The 14,875-nt window shown below is 71.6% G+C and carries 14 protein-coding genes and 1 pseudogene; 8 read left to right on the top strand and 7 right to left on the bottom strand.

From position 1 onward, the window contains the following. Positions 1-48: 48 nt before the first annotated feature. Positions 49-2,427: a transglycosylase domain-containing protein gene (locus ABD350_RS33245; RefSeq protein WP_344352709.1), complete on the bottom strand. Its 2,379-nt coding sequence runs from the start codon at positions 2,425-2,427 to the stop codon at positions 49-51. A 567-nt stretch (positions 2,428-2,994) separates the two neighbouring features. Between ABD350_RS33245 and wblA the strand changes: the two genes are divergently transcribed. Continuing rightward, complete coding sequence (gene wblA, locus ABD350_RS33240) at positions 2,995-3,333, top strand: transcriptional regulator WblA (protein ID WP_030606400.1); 339 nt, start codon at positions 2,995-2,997, stop codon at positions 3,331-3,333. 342 nt (positions 3,334-3,675) lie between these two features. On the opposite strand, the gene bagB is transcribed toward wblA, so the two are convergent. Next, complete coding sequence (gene bagB, locus ABD350_RS33235; RefSeq protein ID WP_344352708.1) at positions 3,676-5,037, bottom strand: ATPase BagB; 1,362 nt, start codon at positions 5,035-5,037, stop codon at positions 3,676-3,678. Beyond that, positions 5,034-6,011, bottom strand: coding sequence for an ATPase BagA (gene bagA / locus ABD350_RS33230; protein WP_344352707.1), 978 nt, complete (start codon positions 6,009-6,011; stop codon positions 5,034-5,036). Before bagA ends, bagB begins: the two co-directional genes overlap by 4 nt. Before the next feature lie 95 nt (positions 6,012-6,106). Between bagA and sp36 the strand changes: the two genes are divergently transcribed. From sp36 to ABD350_RS33210, 4 genes and pseudogenes are all read left to right on the top strand, one after another. Beyond that, positions 6,107-6,265, top strand: coding sequence for a Sp36 family protein (sp36, locus tag ABD350_RS33225; RefSeq protein WP_086024262.1), 159 nt, complete (start codon positions 6,107-6,109; stop codon positions 6,263-6,265). Continuing rightward, complete coding sequence (locus ABD350_RS33220) at positions 6,262-6,726, top strand: RidA family protein (protein ID WP_344352705.1); 465 nt, start codon at positions 6,262-6,264, stop codon at positions 6,724-6,726. The genes sp36 and ABD350_RS33220 overlap by 4 nt, the downstream gene beginning before the upstream one ends. Positions 6,727-6,791: 65 nt before the next feature. Further along, positions 6,792-7,655, top strand: a pseudogene (locus ABD350_RS33215) (NUDIX hydrolase); the annotation flags it as partial. A gap of 335 nt (positions 7,656-7,990) precedes the next feature. Next, positions 7,991-8,821 carry an MBL fold metallo-hydrolase gene (locus tag ABD350_RS33210; RefSeq protein WP_344352703.1) on the top strand — a complete coding sequence of 277 codons (831 nt, stop codon included), beginning with the start codon at positions 7,991-7,993 and terminating at the stop codon, positions 8,819-8,821. Between the two features lie 103 nt (positions 8,822-8,924). On the opposite strand, the gene ABD350_RS33205 is transcribed toward ABD350_RS33210, so the two are convergent. Then, a complete protein-coding gene (locus ABD350_RS33205; protein ID WP_014674022.1) occupies positions 8,925-9,599 on the bottom strand; it encodes a Crp/Fnr family transcriptional regulator in 675 nt (224 codons plus the stop codon). Between the two features lie 383 nt (positions 9,600-9,982). Between ABD350_RS33205 and nth the strand changes: the two genes are divergently transcribed. The 3 genes from nth to ABD350_RS33190 all read left to right on the top strand — a co-directional run bounded on the left by nth (position 9,983) and on the right by ABD350_RS33190 (position 13,121). After that, positions 9,983-11,080, top strand: a complete 1,098-nt coding sequence (gene nth, locus ABD350_RS33200; protein WP_382466944.1) for an endonuclease III — start codon at positions 9,983-9,985, stop codon at positions 11,078-11,080. A 55-nt stretch (positions 11,081-11,135) separates the two neighbouring features. Next, positions 11,136-11,831 carry an NUDIX hydrolase gene (locus tag ABD350_RS33195; protein ID WP_344352702.1) on the top strand — a complete coding sequence of 232 codons (696 nt, stop codon included), beginning with the start codon at positions 11,136-11,138 and terminating at the stop codon, positions 11,829-11,831. 90 nt (positions 11,832-11,921) lie between these two features. Beyond that, positions 11,922-13,121: a MarP family serine protease gene (locus tag ABD350_RS33190; RefSeq protein ID WP_344352701.1), complete on the top strand. Its 1,200-nt coding sequence runs from the start codon at positions 11,922-11,924 to the stop codon at positions 13,119-13,121. Between the two features lie 16 nt (positions 13,122-13,137). Here ABD350_RS33190 and ABD350_RS33185 read toward each other — a convergent pair whose 3' ends face one another. The 3 genes from ABD350_RS33185 to ABD350_RS33175 all read right to left on the bottom strand — a co-directional run bounded on the left by ABD350_RS33185 (position 13,138) and on the right by ABD350_RS33175 (position 14,865). Further along, on the bottom strand, positions 13,138-13,317 hold the full coding sequence (locus ABD350_RS33185) for a hypothetical protein (protein ID WP_344352700.1): 180 nt from the start codon (positions 13,315-13,317) through the stop codon (positions 13,138-13,140). 127 nt (positions 13,318-13,444) lie between these two features. Beyond that, entirely contained in the window at positions 13,445-14,380 is a 936-nt protein-coding gene (locus tag ABD350_RS33180) for an alpha/beta fold hydrolase (protein WP_344352698.1), read from the bottom strand. Further along, on the bottom strand, positions 14,377-14,865 hold the full coding sequence (locus tag ABD350_RS33175) for a phage holin family protein (protein ID WP_344352697.1): 489 nt from the start codon (positions 14,863-14,865) through the stop codon (positions 14,377-14,379). The genes ABD350_RS33180 and ABD350_RS33175 overlap by 4 nt, the downstream gene beginning before the upstream one ends. Positions 14,866-14,875 lie beyond the last annotated feature (10 nt).

Here is a 14,875-nt window from a genome sequence, read left to right as displayed (position 1 = left end):
AGACGCGGCCCCGCTCATCCGGCTCGAACCTGTTCGGCCGGACGCGTCCTAGTGCCGTCCGCCTCCGCCTCCACCCCCGTGGCCGTTGCCGTTGTTCCCCCCATTCCAGCCGGTCTCGCCGGTCTCGCCGGTCCCGCCGTCCCCCTGTCCTTGGACGAGGTTCTCGGGGAGGGTGAACGTCGGTGTCGGGAACGTGCCGCCGAGGGCGCCCGCGGTGGGGCCGCCGTCAGCGGTGCCGCCGTTCGTCAGGCCTTCGATCAGTCCCCCGGTCGCCTGCCCCCTCGTGTCCCCGTTGTGGTCGTCCGTCGCCCCCCGGTCGCCTTTTCCCCGGTCGTCCTCGTCACTGCTGTCGTCGGGAAGGTCGACCAGATGGAAGTCCGGAGCGGGCCTGCCCTCCAGCGCGCCGGACATCATGTCGCGCCAGATCGGACCCGGGACCTCGCCGCCGTAGACCTTGTCGTGCGGGACGCCACCGATGGTGATGTTGGTCATCTTGCGCTTGTGCTGCGGGTCGCCGACCCACACCGCGCCCGCCATGTTCGGGGTGTAGCCGACGAACCAGGCCGCGAAGCGCTCGTCCGTCGTACCCGTCTTGCCCGCGCTCGGGCGGCTGCCGAGACCGGCCTCCTGGCCCGTGCCGTCCTCGACCACGCCCTTGAGGAGCGTGCTGATCGTGTCCGCGGTGTTCTCCGACATCGCCCGCGAGCAGGTCGACTTCGGCACCTGAAGGGACTTCTGTTCGCTGCCGACCTTCTGGGTGACCGACTCGATGGCGACCGGGGTGCAGTACATGCCGCGCGAGGCGAAGGCGGCGTACGCGCTCGCCATCGTCAGCGGGGACATCTCCTGGGTGCCGAGCGCGATGGACGGCGCCTGGACGATCTTGCGGCCGTCCGCGCGCTCCACGCCCATCTTCTTGGCCATGTCGACGACCGGGCAGATGCCGATGTCGCTGATCAGCTGCACGTAGTAGGTGTTGACCGACTTCGCGGTGGCCTCCGCCATGCCGTACGGGCCGCGCTCCGAGTCGTTCTCGTTCTTCAGCTTTTCCGGCCGCCTCGGGTCGTTGCGCCACACCTTGCCGTCGCACGCGGCCACCGGGCTCGGGTACGCCATCTCGTACGGCGATGAGTACTCCTGCGTCGCGGACTTGCCGCCCTCGACGGCCGCCGCGGCGACGATCGGCTTGAACGTGGAGCCGGGCTGGTAGCCGGCGCCGCCGCCCATGTCCGCGTTCACGGACAGGTTGATCGTCGTCTCGCCGTTGTTGACGTTGACGCCGTACGGGCGGGACTGGCCCATGGCGAGGATCTTGCCGGTGCCGGGCTCGACGATGGTCGCGGCGGTCGCCACGGCGTCGCTGCTGTAGACGTGGTCCTTGACGGAGTCCTGCACGGATTCCTGCGCCTGCGGGTCGAGCGTCGTACGGACCGTCAGGCCGCCCCGGTTCCAGAGCTTGGCCCGCGCCTCCTTCGTCTCGCCGAAGACCGGGTCGGTGAGGATGACCTGGCGGACGTAGTCACAGAAGAAGCCGGCGCCCTTGACCGCGGTGATGCAGCCGTTCTTGGGGCGGCTGGTGTGCAGGCCGAGCGGCGCGCGCTTCGCCTGGTCGGCCTCCTGCTGGGAGATGTCGCCCAGCTCCGCCATCCGCTGGAGCACGATGTTGCGCCGTTTGGTGGCCTCCGCCTCGTCGTTCACCGGGTCGTACCGGCTCGGGGACTGCACGATGCCGGCCAGCAGCGCCGACTCCTGGAGGTTGAGGTCTTTCGCGTGCTTGGAGAAGTAACGCTGGGAGGCGGCCTCGACGCCGTAGGCCTGCTCGCCGAAGAACGTGATGTTCAGATAATTCTCAAGGATCTTCTTCTTGCCGAGCTTGTCCTCGATCTGGATGGCGTACTTCAGCTCGCGGATCTTGCGGCCCAGGGTCTGCTGGGTGGCCTCGGCGACCTTCGTCGGGTCGTCGCCGGCCTCCTCGATGAAATAGTTCTTCACCAGCTGTTGGGTGAGCGTGGAGGCGCCCTGGGCGACCCCGCCCTCCTGCGCGTTCTTGTTCAGGGCGCGCAGTACGCCCTTGAGGTCGACGGCACCGTGCTTGTAGAAGCGCGAGTCCTCGATCGCGACGATCGCCTTCTGCATGTACGGCGAGATGTCCTTGAGGTCCACCACCGTACGGTCGCGGGAATAGACGGTCGCGATCTGCTTGCCCTGGCTGTCCAGGATGGTGGTGCGCTGGCTCAGCTGGGGGCTCTTCAAATCGGCCGGGATCTCGTCGAAGCCCTTGACCGAGCCCTTGGCCGCGAGGCCCAGCGCTCCGGCCGCGGGCAGCGCGATGCCCGCCATGACGGCTCCGGCGAGCACACTGACACCGAGGAACTTGGCGGCCTGCTGCATGGGCGACAGACCACCGCCCGAGCGCTTCTTTGGCATGGAGGCAGCCTAATCCGTACTGTTGAGCGTTCCGAGGGAGCGACCGCTTCTCGGGATGTTCCGAGTGCCGATCGTGACGTACCGCCCGAGGGCTCGCCGGGGCGCCGGCCTCCGTCATGGCCCGGCAAAGAGGGATGTCCGCGTTCCCATTCGCCGGACACGCGCGCAGGCATTGGCCTAAGCTGCTCTCAACTGTCACAGCCGTGCGGTCGCCTATCCCTACGTCCGGCTACCCCGAATCGTTCCGTACCCAGCCAGACCCAGCCAGGAAATCCGGGAAACGGACCTGTTTTCCCGCCGGGGACGGGCCCGAATCCGCCGTCGGCGCCGTCCGGCGTCCGGTGTGGCCCACCGCGACTGCCCCGGTTTGCCGGGATGATCACGCATGTCGCCAGCTCACTCCCGCGGGTGATCTGCCGCTTACCCATAGTCCGTTCGGGCCATTCAAGATTGGGCCCGAAGGGGGTGTTGCACTGTCTCCACCTTCCGTAACGTCCTCAACTGGCGGCGGTGAATATGCCGCTGCCGCCGTGGGGGAGCCTCGATTCGGGAGAGGACGGCGCCGGTATGGGCTGGGTAACCGACTGGAGTGCGCAGGCCGCCTGCCGCACTACCGATCCGGATGAACTGTTCGTTCAGGGAGCAGCGCAGAACAGGGCCAAGGCGGTGTGCACCGGATGCCCGGTACGCACCGAGTGCCTGGCCGACGCGCTGGACAACCGCGTGGAGTTCGGCGTGTGGGGAGGCATGACGGAGCGCGAGCGCCGTGCGCTGCTGCGCCGGCGGCCCACCGTGACCTCTTGGCGCAGACTCCTGGAAACCGCCCGCTCGGAGTACGAGCGGGGAGCGGGGATCGTATCCCTCGACAACGACGAGGTGTACGAGAACTACGCCGCGGTGAGCTGAGGGCTTCCCCGCTCGGGCTCACCACGTCAAAGCCGGGCCGGGTCCGGTCCAGGACACAGGGCCGGTACGACCGGTCGTACGACGGGTGTACGACGACGGGTGTACGACGACGGTTGTACGACGGCGGCTGTACGGCTGCGGCGTCCGCGCAGCGAGCGCGTCGTTCGCACGCCCCTGTGCACCCGCACGCGCCGGTATGCGCCGTATGTGCTGTCCGCGCGCCTGTTCGCGCCGACGTGAGCCGTGTGCGTGTTTGCCGTGCCGACGTAAGCCGACGACCTAAGCCGCCTGCATAAGCCGTCTGTGTGCTTGCCCGCGTCGGCGTAAGCCGTCTGCGGGTGCCTATATGTGCTCCGTCCGTTCAGGTCGTTGGGCCGCCAGTCGGTCGCCGATGTCGCGCAGGCCCGTGAGGTCGTGGACATCGCCGGGCAGCGCGGGTACCTCGACCACCGCCACCTCGGGATGGCGGGCGGTGAAGCGGTCGCGTGTGCGCCGCTCGCGGGCGAGCACCCGCATGCGCTCGGCGTGCAGCCTCAGCAGGCCCGCGGTGAGCCGGTCGACCGAACGCTCCGTGTCGGCGGGGGAGCCTTCCTCGGGAGCAGGGGTCACGGTCTTCGGTGCGGAAGATTGTGAACTGCCTTGCGTGTCGGAAGAGTTACGAAGTCCAGCTTTCCCGCCCCCCTGATCCACAATGCCGGGCTCCTCAAGATTTTCCGCGGCCGCGAGCGCCCGCTCGGCCGACAGCCGGCCGGCGCCGCTGCCATGGACGCGGTTCAGCACCAGGCCCACCAGCGGCATACTCTCCGCGGCCAGCCGCTCCACGAAGTACGCGGCCTCGCGCAGCGCGTCCCGCTCCGGGGCCGCCACCACCAGGAACGCCGTGCCGGGCGCCTGAAGCAGCTTGTAGGTGGCGTCCGCGCGGGTGCGGAAGCCGCCGAAGGTGGTGTCCATCGCGGCCACGAACGTCTGCACGTCCTTCAGCAGCTGACCGCCCAGCAGCTTTCCGAGCGTGCCCGTCATCATCGACATGCCGACGTTGAGGAAGGCCATCCCGGCCCGGCCGCCGAGCTTCGCCGGCGCGGTCAGCAGGCGGATGAGCCGGCCGTCCAGGAAGGAGCCGAGCCGCTTGGGCGCGTCCAGGAAGTCCAGCGCCGAGCGGGACGGCGGGGTGTCGACCACGATCAGGTCCCACTCGTCCCTGGCCCGCAGCTGGCCCAGCTTCTCCATCGCCATGTACTCCTGCGTGCCCGCGAAGCCCGCCGAGAGCGACTGGTAGAAGGGGTTCGCCAGGATCGCGGCGGCCCGCGCCGGGTCCGCGTGCGCCTCCACGACCTCGTCGAAGGTGCGCTTCATGTCGAGCATCATGGCGTGCAGCTCGCCGTCGCCCTCGGTGCCCTTCACCCTGCGGGGCACGTTGTCGAGGGAGTCGATGCCCATCGACTGGGCCAGCCGCTTGGCCGGGTCGATGGTCAGCACGACCACCTTGCGGCCCCGCTCGGCGGCCCTGAGCCCGAGTGCCGCCGCAGTCGTCGTCTTGCCGACCCCGCCCGAGCCGCAGCACACCACGATCCGGGTCTTGGGATCGTCCAGCAGCGGGTCCACGTCCAGCACGCGCGCGGAAGAAAGCCGGCGGGCCTGCCCGGGCCCCTCGGCCTGCTCGGGCCACTCCGCCGTCTCGGATGCCTCGGCCGGGTCCGGACTCATGACAACCCCTGCTTCCGCAGCTCGGTGGCGAGTTCGTACAGGCACGCCAGGTCCATGCCCTCGGCGAGCAGCGGCAGTTCGTGCAGCGGCAGGCCCAGCTCGGTGAGGACCGCCCGCTGCTCCTGCTCCAGCGTGTACCGCTCGGCGTACTCCGCGGCCTGCTCCAGCAGCGGGTCCACCAGCTTCTCGGCGTTCCCGCCGCGCCGGGCCCCGCCCAGGCCGGCCGCCGAGAGCGCCTGCGCGACAGAGGAACGCTCCACGGTCCGTACGAGTTCCAGGTCGGCCGCGTCCAACACCTGCGGCCGGACCATGTTCACGATGACCCGGCCCACCGGCAGCCGGGCCGCCCGGAGTTCGGCGATGCCGTCGGCGGTCTCCTGGACCGGCATCTCCTCCAGCAGCGTCACCAGGTGCACCGCCGTCTCCGGCGACTTCAGCACCCGCATCACGGCCTGCGCCTGATTGTGTATCGGGCCGATCTTCGCCAGGCCCGCCACCTCGTCGTTCACGTTCAGGAAGCGGGTGACACGGCCGGTCGGCGGGGCGTCCATGACGACGTAGTCGTACGCGAACCGCCCCGACCGGTCCTTGCGGCGCACCGCCTCGCACGCCTTGCCGGTCAGCAGGACGTCCCTGAGACCGGGCGCGATGGTGGTGGCGAAGTCGATCGCGCCGAGCTTCTTCAGGGCCCGGCCCGCGCCCCCGAGCTTGTAGAACATCTGGAGATAGTCCAGAAGGGCCAGTTCGGGGTCGATGGCGAGGGCGTACACCTCCCCGCCGCCCGGAGCGACCGCGATCTTCCGCTCTTCATAGGGCAACGCCTCCGTCTCGAAGAGTTGTGCGATGCCCTGCCGGCCCTCGACCTCCACGAGAAGCGTCCGCTTCCCCTCGGTCGCGAGGGCCAGCGCGAGTGCGGCGGCGACCGTCGTCTTTCCGGTCCCGCCCTTGCCGCTGACGACCTGGAGCCTGCTCACGTCTTCGAGACTAACCAGTCCGGCCGACGCGCACGCGGGAGGCTGTGGATAACGCAGGTCACCGTCCCTCCCGGCACAGCGGCTACAGTCGGCCCATGACCAAGTGGGAATACGCAACCGTGCCGCTGCTCGTCCACGCCACGAAGCAGATCCTGGACAACTGGGGCGAGGACGGCTGGGAACTCGTCCAGGTCGTGCCCGGCCCGAACCCGGAGCAGCTCGTGGCCTACCTGAAGCGGGAGAAGCAGGCGTGAGCGCGGTCGAGGCCAGGCTGGCCGAGCTGGGCCTGAACCTGCCGGAGGTGGTACCGCCGCTGGCCGCCTACCAGCCGGCCGTGCGGTCCGGGGCGTACGTCTACACCGCCGGACAGCTGCCGATGGTGGAGGGCAAGCTGCCGGTCACCGGCAAGGTGGGCGCCGAGGTCACGCCGGAGGAGGCCAAGGAGCTGGCCCGTACCTGCGCGCTGAACGCGCTGGCCGCCGTGAAGTCCGTCGTCGGCGACCTGGACCGCATCGCGCGCGTGGTGAAGGTCGTCGGCTTCGTCGCCTCGGCGTCCGACTTCACCGGGCAGCCCGGCGTCGTCAACGGCGCCAGCGAACTGCTCGGCGAGGTCCTGGGCGAGAAGGGCGTGCACGCCCGCAGCGCGGTCGGCGTCGCGGTGCTGCCGCTGGACGCGCCCGTCGAGGTCGAGATCCAGGTGGAGCTGGCCGAGTAGACCGCCGCCCCCGGCGGCCTCGGGCACCTCTCGAACAATCGCCCGGTACGGGATAGCCTCCGGCCATGGCGAACGGTCAGTGGTATCCCCCGGAGTGGCCGGACCGCATCCGCGCGCTCGCGGACGGCTCGCTCACCCCGGTGGCCCCCAGGCGCGCGGCCACGGTGCTGCTCCTCAAGGACACCCCGGACGGCCCCGTCGTCCACATGCTGCGCAGACGCGCCTCCATGGCCTTCGCCGGAGGCGCGTACGCGTATCCCGGCGGCGGTGTCGACCCACGCGACGACGACCGCCACATCCGCTGGGCGGGCCCCGCGCGCGCGTGGTGGGCGAAGCGGCTCGGCGTCGACGCCGCGGCCGCCCAGGCGATCGTGTGCGCGGCCGTACGGGAGACGTACGAGGAGGCCGGCGTGCTGCTCGCCGGTCCCGACCCGGACTCGGTCGTCGGTGACACCACGGGGGACGACTGGGAGGCCGACCGCGCCGCCCTGGTCGCGCGCGAGCTTTCCTTCGCGGAGTTCCTCGACCGGCGCGGCCTGGTGCTGCGCTCGGACCTGCTGGGCGCCTGGGCCCGCTGGATCACCCCGGAGTTCGAGGCCCGCCGCTACGACACGTGGTTCTTCGTGGCCGCCCTCCCCGAGGGACAGCGCACCCGCAACGCCTCCACGGAGGCCGACCGCGCGGTGTGGATCCGCCCCGCCGAGGCCGCCGCCGGGTACGACAGGGGGGAGCTGCTGATGATGCCGCCCACCATCGCCGCCCTGCGCCAGCTGCTCCCCTACGGCAGCGCCGCCGAGGCCCTGGCCGCCGCGCCCGCGCGGGAGATGACTCCGGTACGGGCGACCGCCCGCCTCCAGGGCGACGAGATCGTCCTCTCCTGGCCCGGGCACGAGGAATTCACCAAGCACATCCCGACCGGCGCCGAGCCGACCCGGCCCACGGCACCGGAGACAGCCGCGACGCCTACGGCGCCGGCGGCAGCTGCGACGCCTACGGCGCCGGGGAGGCCTGTCACGTCTACGGCGCCGGGGGCACCCCCGACGCCTACGACGCCGGCGCTGCCTACGGCGCCCGCGACGCCCGGAGTGCCCGGGGCGCCGGCCGACGGCCCGGCGGACGCCTCGGTCGGCATCCGCCCGGCGGACGCCTCGACCGGCATCCGCCCGGCCACGGACACGACCACCTTCGCGACCGCCCCCACGACCACGCCCCAAACCACCCAGACCACCCAGACCACCCCTTCGACCACCGGTGGAGGCCCCGTATGACCGACGCGAGCGCGCTGCCGGGCCAGCCCCGGGGCGGAGCGCTGTCCGGACCGGCCACCGAACGGGCGGTCAACGTCCTCGCGCCCAACGCCTCCGCGATGACCCTGGACGGCACCAACACCTGGATCGTCGCCGAGCCCGATTCCGACCTGGCCGTGGTGATCGACCCCGGCCCGCTCGACGACGGCCACCTCCGCAACGTCGTGGACACGGCGGAGAAGGCCGGCAAACGCATAGCCCTGACCCTGCTGACCCACGGGCACCCCGACCACGCCGAGGGCGCCGCCCGGTTCGCCGAACTGACCGGCACGCGCGTGCGCGCCCTCGACCCGGCCCTGCGGCTCGGCGACGAGGGTCTGGCCGCCGGGGACGTGGTCACCGTCGGCGGGCTGGAGCTGCGGGTCGTACCCACCCCCGGGCACACCGCGGACTCGCTGTCCTTCCATCTCCCGGCCGACCGGGCGGTGCTGACCGGTGACACCATCCTCGGGCGGGGTACGACGTTCGTGGCGCACCCGGACGGCAGGCTCGGGGACTATCTGGACTCCCTGCGGCGGCTGCGGTCCCTGACGGTGGACGACGGCGTGCACACCGTGCTGCCGGGCCACGGTCCGGTCCTGGAAGACGCCCAGGGCGCCGTGGAGTTCTACCTCGCCCACCGCGCCCACCGGCTCGCCCAGGTGGAGACCGCGGTCGAGAACGGCCACCGCACCTCGGCGGAGGTCGTCGCGCACGTCTACGCCGACGTGGACCGCTCACTGTGGCCGGCGGCGGAACTCTCGGTCCGGGCCCAGCTGGACTACCTCAGCGAACACGGGCTGATCTAGCCCGGACGCCGGACGCCGGACGCCGGACGCCGGACGCCCGGACACGACAGCGGGGCCCGGCTCGTGCGAGCCGGGCCCCGGGGTCGTACGGCCGAGGCCGGCGTCAGCGCGACCGCTTGGCCAGCCGCTCCACGTCCAGCAGGATCACGGCGCGCGCCTCCAGGCGGAGCCAGCCGCGCTGGGCGAAGTCCGCGAGCGCCTTGTTCACGGTCTCGCGGGAGGCGCCGACCAGCTGGGCCAGCTCCTCCTGGGTCAGGTCGTGGACGACGTGGATGCCCTCCTCGGACTGCACACCGAAGCGGCGCGAGAGGTCCAGCAGGGCACGCGCCACCCGGCCGGGGACGTCGGAGAAGACCAGGTCGGACATGGCGTCGTTGGTCTTGCGCAGCCGGCGGGCGACGGCCCGCAGCAGGGCGCCGGCCACCTCGGGGCGGGCGTTCAGCCAGGGCTGGAGGTCACCGTGGCCGAGACCGAGCAGCTTGACCTCGGTCAGCGCGGTCGCGGTGGCGGTGCGGGGGCCCGGGTCGAACAGCGACAGCTCGCCGATGAGTTCGCCGGGGCCGACGACGGCGAGCATGTTCTCCCGGCCGTCGGGGGAGGTGCGGTGCAGCTTGACCTTGCCTTCCGTGACGACGTACAGCCGGTCCCCGGGGTCGCCCTCGTGGAACAGGGAATCGCCGCGTGCGAGGGTCACCTCACTCATGGAGGCGCGAAGCTCCGCGGCCTGCTCGTCGTCGAGAGCCGCGAAGAGCGGGTTGCGCCGCAGAACGTCGTCCACGAGTTCTCTCCTTGTCGACCTGCTCAGGGGATCTTGCTCCCCCGTGTGCCAGGGGACCGTGTTCCCCATTTTGCCGGACGGTCCAAACAGTGTGATCTGTCACAAGGATGCCGCACGCGTCTCCCGGGGTAAGCGTCAGGGGTCCGATCGGGGGCCGCTCCGCGGGGTCCGGGACGGATGTCGGCGCCGGGCTTTAGGCTGGCCGGGTGTCCAAATCGCCGGTGACAGCACAGGACAAGGGGGCTGGGCGGGTGGTTGTACGTCGCGATTCCGCTGTGGGCGAACGCGCGCCCGATGGAAGTAGTAAAACGGGCAAATCGGCTAAAAAGGCTGTCGGAGCGGAGGAGAAGACCACGCCCGCGAAGAAGGCCCCGGAGAAGGCCCTGAAGAAGGCCGCGAAGAAGGCCGCGGCGGAGGTCACGGAGACGGCCGCGAAGCCCGCCGGGAAGACCGCTGACGCGTCGGCGCCCGCCGGAAGCGCCGAGAAGAAGGCGGCACCGGCGGCCGGGAAAACGGCACCCGCCAAGAAGGCGCCCGTGAAGAAGACCGCCGCCAAGAAGACCGGCTCCGCGAACGCTAAGAAGACCGTCCCCGCCGGGAAGGCCGCGGTCGCCAAGAAGGTCAAGCCGGCCGACGTGGTCGTCCCCGGCGGAGCCGCCGTCGAGAAGGGCACGCCCGTCAAGAAGATCGCCGTCCGGCCGCCGGGCGGCGAGTCCCCCACCGCCCTGGTCCGCCGCGCCCGCCGCATCAACCGCGAGCTGGCCGAGGTGTACCCCTACGCCCACCCCGAGCTGGACTTCGAGAACCCCTTCCAGCTGCTGGTCGCCACCGTGCTGTCGGCCCAGACCACCGACCTGCGGGTCAACCAGACCACCCCGGCGCTCTTCGCCCGGTACCCCACCCCCGAGGACCTCGCCGCCGCCGACCCGGAGGAGGTCGAGCAGATCCTGCGCCCCTGCGGCTTCTTCCGGGCCAAGACGAGGTCGGTCATAGGGCTCTCCAAGTCGCTCGTCGAGAACTTCGGCGGCGAGGTGCCCGGACGGCTGGAGGACCTGGTCACGCTGCCCGGCGTGGGCCGCAAGACGGCCTTCGTCGTCCTCGGCAATGCCTACGGCCGCCCCGGGATCACCGTCGACACCCACTTCCAGCGGCTCGTCCGGCGCTGGCGGTGGACGGAAGAGACCGACCCCGACAAGATCGAGGCCGCCGTCGGCGCGCTCTTCCCGAAGAGCGAGTGGACCGACCTGTCCCACCACGTCATCTGGCACGGCCGGCGCATCTGCCACGCCCGCAAGCCCGCCTGCGGCGCCTGCCCCATCGCCCCGCTCTGCCCGGCGTACGGCGAGGGCGAGACCGACCCGGAGAAGGCGAAAAAGCTGCTGAAGTACGAGAAGGGCGGCTTCCCGGGCCAGCGCCTGAACCCCCCGCAGGCCTATCTCGACGCCGGCGGCAGGCCGGCGCCGCCCCTGGGGGCCGCGTGACGGAACGATCTCGGAGCCCTCGGGCGTTGGAGAGGGCAGGACGACGGGGGTGGCGATGACGAGGACGAGCGACACGCAGGACGGGCCGCTGACGCTCAGCAGGGCGGGCCTGCCGGACTGGCTGGCGCCGGTCGTACGCGTCGCGGAGACGGTCGAGCCGACGCAGATGAGCCACTTCCTGCCGCCGGAGAACGGCTCGGGACGGCAGTCGGCCGTGCTGATCCTGTTCGGCGAGGGCGAGCGCGGCCCGGAGCTGCTGCTCATGGAGCGCGCGGGCTCCCTGCGCTCGCACGCCGGCCAGCCGTCCTTCCCGGGCGGCGCGCTGGATCCGGAGGACGGCGACCCCTTGGGCGACGGGCCGCTGCGGGCTGCGCTGCGCGAGGCGCGGGAGGAGACCGGGCTGGACCCGTCGGGAGTACAGCTCTTCGGCGTGCTGCCCCGGCTGTACATCCCGGTCAGCCGTTTCGTCGTCACGCCCGTGCTCGGCTGGTGGCGCGAGCCCAGCCCGGTCGGCGTGGTCGACCCGAACGAGACGGCCCGGGTCTTCACGGTGCCCGTGGCGGATCTCACGGACCCCGCCCACCGCGCCACCGCCGTCCACCCCAGGGGCCACAGCGGCCCGGCCTTCCTGGTCGAATCGGCTCTGGTGTGGGGTTTCACGGCCGGAGTGATCGACCGCCTGCTGCACTACGCGGGCTGGGAGCGCCCCTGGGACCGGGGCAAGCAGGTCCCGCTCGACTGGCACGCGTGACAGGGTGATCCCCGTGCTGAAACCCCGGGGGGCGGCCCCCGGGCCCGGCCGAGCTGCTGGGAGCGGAGTGAGTAGGCGAGGCCTGAAGCAGTGAACGTGCTGGACATCCTGTTGCTCGTCGCGGCCGTGTGGTTCGCGGTGGTGGGTTACCGCCAGGGTTTCGTCGTCGGCATCCTGTCGGTGACCGGGTTCCTCGGCGGTGGCCTCCTCGCCGTGTACACGCTGCCCGTGATCTGGGACGCCACGACCGGCAAGGAGGAGGTGGGCACCACCGCCGCCGTGGTGGCCGTGGTCGTCGTCATCGTCTGCGCCTCCGTGGGCCAGGCCCTGACCACCCATCTCGGCAACAAGCTGCGCCGGCACATCACCTGGTCCCCGGCCCGCGCCCTGGACGCCACCGGCGGCGCGCTGGTCAACGTCGTGGCGATGCTCCTGGTGGCCTGGCTGATCGGGTCCGCGCTGGCCGGTACGACCCTGCCCACGCTCGGCAAGGAGGTCCGCGGCTCCAAGGTGCTGCTCGGCGTCTCCCGGGCGCTGCCCGAGCAGGCCGACACCTGGTTCGCGGACTTCTCCTCCGTGCTCGCGCAGAACGGCTTCCCGCAGGTCTTCAGCCCGTTCGCCGACGAACCGATCAAGGACGTGCGGCCGCCCGACCCGTCCCTCGCGGGCAGCCCGGTCGCGCAGCGCGCCCGGAACTCCATCGTCAAGGTCACCGGCACCGCCCACAGCTGCGGCAAGGTCCTGGAGGGCACCGGCTTCGTGTTCGCCGACCGGCGCGTGATGACCAACGCGCACGTGGTCGGCGGCGTCGACGCGCCGCGGGTGCAGATAGGCGGCGAGGGCCGCAAGTACGACGCCCGGGTGGTGCTGTACGACTGGGAGCGCGACATCGCCGTACTCGACGTGCCCGACCTGCGGGCGACCGCGCTGCGGTTCACCCGTGAGGACGCGGCGGGAGGGGACGGCGCGATCGTCGCGGGCTTCCCGGAGAACGGCGCGTACGACGTGCGCGCCGCGCGCGTGCGCGGGCGCATCACGGCCAGCGGCGCGGACATCTACCACCGCGGCACGGTCCGCCGCGATGTCTACTCCCTCTACGCCGTCGTCCGGCAGGGCAACTCCGGCGGCCCGCTGCTCACTCCGGACGGAGAGGTGTACGGCGTGGTGTTCGCCAAGTCACTCGACGACGCGGACACGGGGTACGCGCTGACGGCGGACGAGATCCGGGCCGACATCGAGCGGGGTCGTACGGCGAACGAGCAGGTGGGTACGGACAGCTGCGCGCTGTAGGACGGCGCGGTGGCGGTCAGCTCCGCGGGTGACGCAGACGCACCGAGACCCAGCGGGCCCGACGGCGCAGGATGCGCGGGATCCCCACCCTGAGGTCACCTTCCGCGAGTTGCGGCGTGATCCGCTGCGGCGTGCCCGGACCCGTGGCCGAGCGGCGGTTGCGGGGTGCGTCACTGTAGTCGTGCGTCCAGCCCATACCCCGACGTGTGCCCCCGCCCGAAGGTCGATAACCGCCCGCGCGCCCCCTAATTGGCCTATGCGCAAGGCATGTGGCGGTCGAGGGGCGACGGGTGGGGAGCCGGCTGCCGGACGCGCCGGCGCTTTCACCGGTCCGGCTCGGGATCCTTCAGCCAGTTGACCAGTTCCGCGGAGAAAGCGGCCGGGTCCTCCTCGTGCGGGAAGTGGCCGAGACCGTCGAACAGGCGCCAGCGGTACGGGGCTTCGACGTACTCGCCGGAACCGGCCGCGCTGCGGGTACGGGTCACCGTATCCAGCGAGCCGTGCAGATGCAGCGTCGGCACCCGTACCGGCCGTTTCATCCGCCGGTAGAACTGCACACCGTCGGGGCGGGCCAGGGAGCGCACCAGCCAGCGGTACGGCTCGATGGAGCAGTGCGCCGTGGAGGGGATGCACATGGCCCGCTGGTACGTCTTCACGGCCGCGTCCTCCGGCGCCCGTGGCCCGGACCAGTCCCGGATCAGCCGGCCCACCAGCGCGCCCCCGTCGGCGGTCAGTTGGCGCTCGGGCAGCCACGGCCGCTGGAACCCCCAGATGTAGGAGTTGGCGGCGGTCTGCCGGGCGTCCCTCAGCATCGCCGCGCGCCAGCGCCGCGGGTGCGGCATGGACACCACCGCCAGGCGCCGGACCAGCTTGGGCCGCATGGCCGCCGCCGTCCACGCCAGATAGCCGCCGAGGTCGTGGCCGACCAGCGCGGCGTCCGGCTCGCCGAGCGAGCGGATCACCCCGGTGACGTCGAGCGCCAGGTTGGCGGGGTCGTACCCGCGGGGCGTGCGGTCGCTGCCGCCGACGCCCCGCAGGTCCATCGCCACCGCCCGGTAGCCCGCGTCGGCGAGCGCGGTCAGCTGGTGCCGCCACGTCCACCAGAACTGCGGGAAGCCGTGCAGGAGCAGCACCAGGGGCCCGTCGCCCAGCTCCGCGATGTGGAAGCGGGCGCCGTTGGCGGCGACATCCCGGTGCGTGACCCGCCTCCCGTCCGGGAGGTCGATCCGCACGGGCGAGGGGGCGGCTGGGTCCGTCATGACGACGAGCGTGCCACAGCCTCGATGGCGGCGGGAGCCGGTTCCCCGTGCAGTTCCGGACGCGGGTGCGGCTTGGCGTTCTGCAGGACGCCCGCCGACTCCTTCATCGAGGCGGCCACCTTCTGCGGGCCCTTGCCCTTCTTGGCCTTCTTCGCGAAGACCACGCCGATGAGCCCGAGCAGACCGGCCACCAGCACGTTGGCCGCGAAGGACAGCACGAAGCAGATCGCCATGTTCCAGTGGCTCCAGGTGCGGATGCCGTAGGCCAGGGCGAAGTTGAGCATCGGCAGGGAGAACACCAGGAGCACGCCCGCCATGGAGAAGGCGCCGCCGCTCATCGCGCCGCGTTTCACGTCCTGCTTGAGCTGGGCCTTGGCCAGCGCGATCTCGTCGTGCACCAGCGCCGACAACTCGGTCGTCGCCGAGGCGAACAGCTGGCCGATGCTGCGTTCGGCGCCGACCGGGCTGCCGTCGGGTGCGCTCATCGCGTTCTCC

It is taken from the genome of Streptomyces nogalater, from assembly GCF_039532885.1.
Taxonomy (GTDB): domain Bacteria; phylum Actinomycetota; class Actinomycetes; order Streptomycetales; family Streptomycetaceae; genus Streptomyces; species Streptomyces nogalater.
This window is presented reverse-complemented; position numbering and strand designations above follow the sequence as displayed.